General features: G+C 36.1%; 2 protein-coding genes and 2 pseudogenes. All 4 read right to left on the reverse strand.

The features are described 5' to 3' along the window. Positions 1–227, reverse strand: a pseudogene (locus B2S90_RS00420) (pyroglutamyl-peptidase I); the annotation flags it as partial. Positions 228–239: 12 nt separating this feature from the next. Continuing rightward, the gene (locus tag B2S90_RS00425; protein ID WP_055233467.1) at positions 240–1,178 is read right to left on the reverse strand and encodes a DUF979 domain-containing protein; all 939 of its coding nucleotides are present in this window, start codon (positions 1,176–1,178) and stop codon (positions 240–242) included. Positions 1,179–1,180: 2 nt separating this feature from the next. Continuing rightward, positions 1,181–1,882, reverse strand: coding sequence for a DUF969 domain-containing protein (locus B2S90_RS00430; protein WP_278779927.1), 702 nt, complete (start codon positions 1,880–1,882; stop codon positions 1,181–1,183). Between the two features lie 146 nt (positions 1,883–2,028). Further along, positions 2,029–2,436, reverse strand: a pseudogene (locus B2S90_RS00435) (peptidase); the annotation flags it as partial.

Genomic DNA, 2,436 nt, shown 5'->3' on the forward strand with positions numbered 1-2,436 from the left:
GTTAAATCAAAACGTCCCCCAGCCTGTCCAATACATAATACAGCATCTGGTTTTTCTTTTTCGATTGCAGCAGCTACTGTATCGATAGATTTGTAGAATACTGTAGGAACCATAAGTTTTACAACTTCTACATCTCCTACCTGATCAGAAACTCTTTTAACAGCTTCCCAGGCAGGATTGATTGGTTCGCCACCAAATGGGTCGAAACCAGTTAATAATAATTTCATTTAAAAGCCTCCTTAGAATGCTAAGACATACATTAAGATGATATGAATTACTAACATAATTAATGCAACTGGAACCTGAGTCATAATAATTCTGTATTTATTCTTAGTTTCCAGCAATGCAGCAGGCATGATATTGAAGTTTGCAGCCATAGGAGTCATTAATGTACCACAGTAACCTGCAGTTAAACCTAAAGCACCAACAACAAGAGCATTTGCACCCTGTGCAATTAAGAATGGATAACCGATACCTACTGTAATAACAGCGAAAGCAGCGAAACCATTACCCATGATCATTGTAAATAATGCCATACCTACACAATAGAAGATAACTGCAATTAAATGATTTCCTTCAGGGATAAGTGCACCTACGCCAGCAGCGATAACAGCACCTACACCAGCTGCAGTAAATAATGAACCTAATGCAGATAATACCTGAGGTAAGATACCTGTAGAACCAACATTATCATTTAATCTAACACCATCTTTGAGAGGTGTAGATAGTTTTGGTTTAAAGATAATATATGCAACGATTAATGCAGCAGCAGCACTAATACCAATCGCATTGTTTGCACCAAGATTTGGTAAGAAAGTTGCAACTAATACGGCAACAAGAGCTAAGCATACTGGTGGGATAAATGACTTATATCCATATTTATCTGCATTATCACGAGTTTCCTTAGCAGTTGGGATATGTCTTGCAGCTGGTTTTACTAAACCTAAACCACTTAATACAGCAAGAAGAACAACGATTAAACCAGTAATCCAAGTTGGAATATATGGTCCAACCATAAATGTAACAGCAATTAAGAACCAGAAAATAGCAGTAGTTACTGGCTTTTCACAGTCTTTATTAGTTAAGGCATTAAACCCTGTTGCGGCAAAGATTGCACCAATTACGCAGTAGAATACTTCTGCAATAATAGTGGCTGTATTCCATTCAATTTGTAACATTGTTATTTGCCTCCTTTTCCATATTTCTTATTAAGTTTCTTATCGAACCATAAAGCATAAGCTCCACCAACAAAAACAGAAATAACTGCAATTGGAACAGACCACAATGCAATCTGGTTAGCAGTAACAACCTGGTTAACACCTTGTGACTTAAATAATTCGTTTAAAGTTGAAACAATAAGTAATGTTCCTGAAGCACCCATGAAACAGTTCTGAGCAAAGAAGTTACCATAGTTTTCAGAAGCTGCAGCCATACCTTTGATCTGATCTTCTGTATCTTCATCAATATCACCATATTTCGCAATCGCAGCAGCCTGAGCCATTGGATTGATTAATGGACGAATGAACTGTGGATGGCCACCAATTCTTAATGAGAATGCAGACGCAACAGTACGAACGCCTTCCCAGATCACTAATAAGCGACCTGTAGTAGCATTCTTAATACCCTTAATCAAGTCTACCGCTTTATCACGTAAACCCATACGTTCACATAGACCTACAACTGGTAAAGTTAAAATAAATAAAGTTGCTGTGCGGTTAGTTAAAAAGGCTGTACCTAGTGTATTTAAAATGTCCATGATAGACATACCACTGATTAAACCTGTTACTAAACCAGCAACAACAACTGTTGCAAGAGTATCGAATTTCATTACGAACCCAATAACGACAATTACGATACCGATAAGTTTAATAGCATCATTCATATGTTTTTCCTCTTCCTTCGTAAAATTATGAAATAATTATACCAATAAATGTCGCTATATGCAAATTGATAAAGACAATATTTCATTAAAATATAAATTGTGCGCCCTTACTTTTTACGATATTTGAACAAACAAAAAGAGGAGTACTATAATACTCCCCATTCAATCGGCTGAATTGCCTTGGCATGTCCATCTTTCATAATGACCTTATCATCTACAATAATAGTTGGATTATGTGTCACTAAGTCAAAATGTCCACGGGCATTATGACTGCCTCCTAAGGCAAGATTTCTACCAAAACCAATATGGAATGTGCCAAAAGCTGATTCATCTTCAATATAGCTGGCTCCACGACACTTAGATATTGTATTTAAACCTATTCCAAATTCTGCGGCACAATACATTTCTAAATCATCAAATGATTCTAAGTATTCTTTCAGTTTACGTCCATCTTCTGTATCTTCGATATAAGTAATATAACCATTCTCTATTTTTATTTCTATAGGTCTATCCACTATTCCTATATATCCCATTGATCCATCTAATATAAGTGT

Origin of the sequence: Catenibacterium sp. UBA627, from assembly GCF_002299355.1 — a bacterium.
GTDB classification, from domain to species: Bacteria; Bacillota_I; Bacilli_A; order Erysipelotrichales; family Coprobacillaceae; genus Catenibacterium; species Catenibacterium mitsuoka.

What these genes read in the sequence shown, in the direction of transcription:
- B2S90_RS00425 (WP_055233467.1), bottom strand. Translation starts at nt 1,178, where the DNA reads ATGTTACAAATTGAATGGAATACAGCCACTATTATTGCAGAAGTATTC.
- B2S90_RS00430 (WP_278779927.1), bottom strand. Translation starts at nt 1,882, where the DNA reads ATGAATGATGCTATTAAACTTATCGGTATCGTAATTGTCGTTATTGGG.